Source organism: Oleiphilus sp. HI0043 (assembly GCF_001634935.1).
On sequence record NZ_LWEY01001952.1, the window covers coordinates 1 to 726 of the forward strand.

1 pseudogene is annotated in these 726 nt (G+C 47.5%); it reads right to left on the reverse strand.

Going from position 1 to position 726, the window contains the following annotated elements:
• Positions 1-726 (reverse strand): annotated as a pseudogene (locus tag A3729_RS30210) (DNA polymerase III subunit alpha); the annotation flags it as partial.

A 726-nucleotide genomic window follows, 5' to 3' on the forward strand; every position in this document is an offset into this window, starting at 1 on the left:
GCTGAAGTCGACGAATCAAGTCTTTCATACCACGGGATTCCAGCTGGAATACCGCCGTTGTTTCTGCTGACTTCAGCAATTCAAAAGAGGGCCTATCATCCAGTGGGATATGGTCAATATTAATAGGCTCTTTACCTTTCGCTGCCAAGCGAGGGTTAATCATCTTCAAAGCCCAGTCAACGATAGTTAGAGTACGAAGCCCCAAGAAGTCGAACTTAACCAGGCCTGCATCTTCAACATCATTTTTATCGAACTGGGTAACCAGGCCACCGCCTTCTTCATCACAATAAAGTGCAGCAAAGTCTGTCAGTTTAGTCGGTGCGATAACAACACCACCGGCGTGCTTACCGACGTTACGCGTAATCCCTTCTAGACAGACAGCCATTTCCCAGATCTCCTGGGCTTCTTCGTCTTCATCAAGAAAAGTTTTTAAGGTCGGTTCCTGCTCAATCGCCTTTGACAAAGTCATGCCGATTTCGAAAGGAATCATCTTCGAAAGCCGGTCAGCCAAACCGTAAGATTTACCCTGCACACGCGCAACATCTCGCACCACAGCCTTTGCTGCCATCGTACCAAAGGTAATAATCTGCGATACCGCATCCCTGCCGTAATGATCAGCAACATAAGAGATAACCCGGTCTCGCCCATCCATACAGAAGTCAACGTCAAAGTCAGGCATCGAGACACGTTCCGGGTTCAAGAAACGTTCGAATAGTAGATCGTATT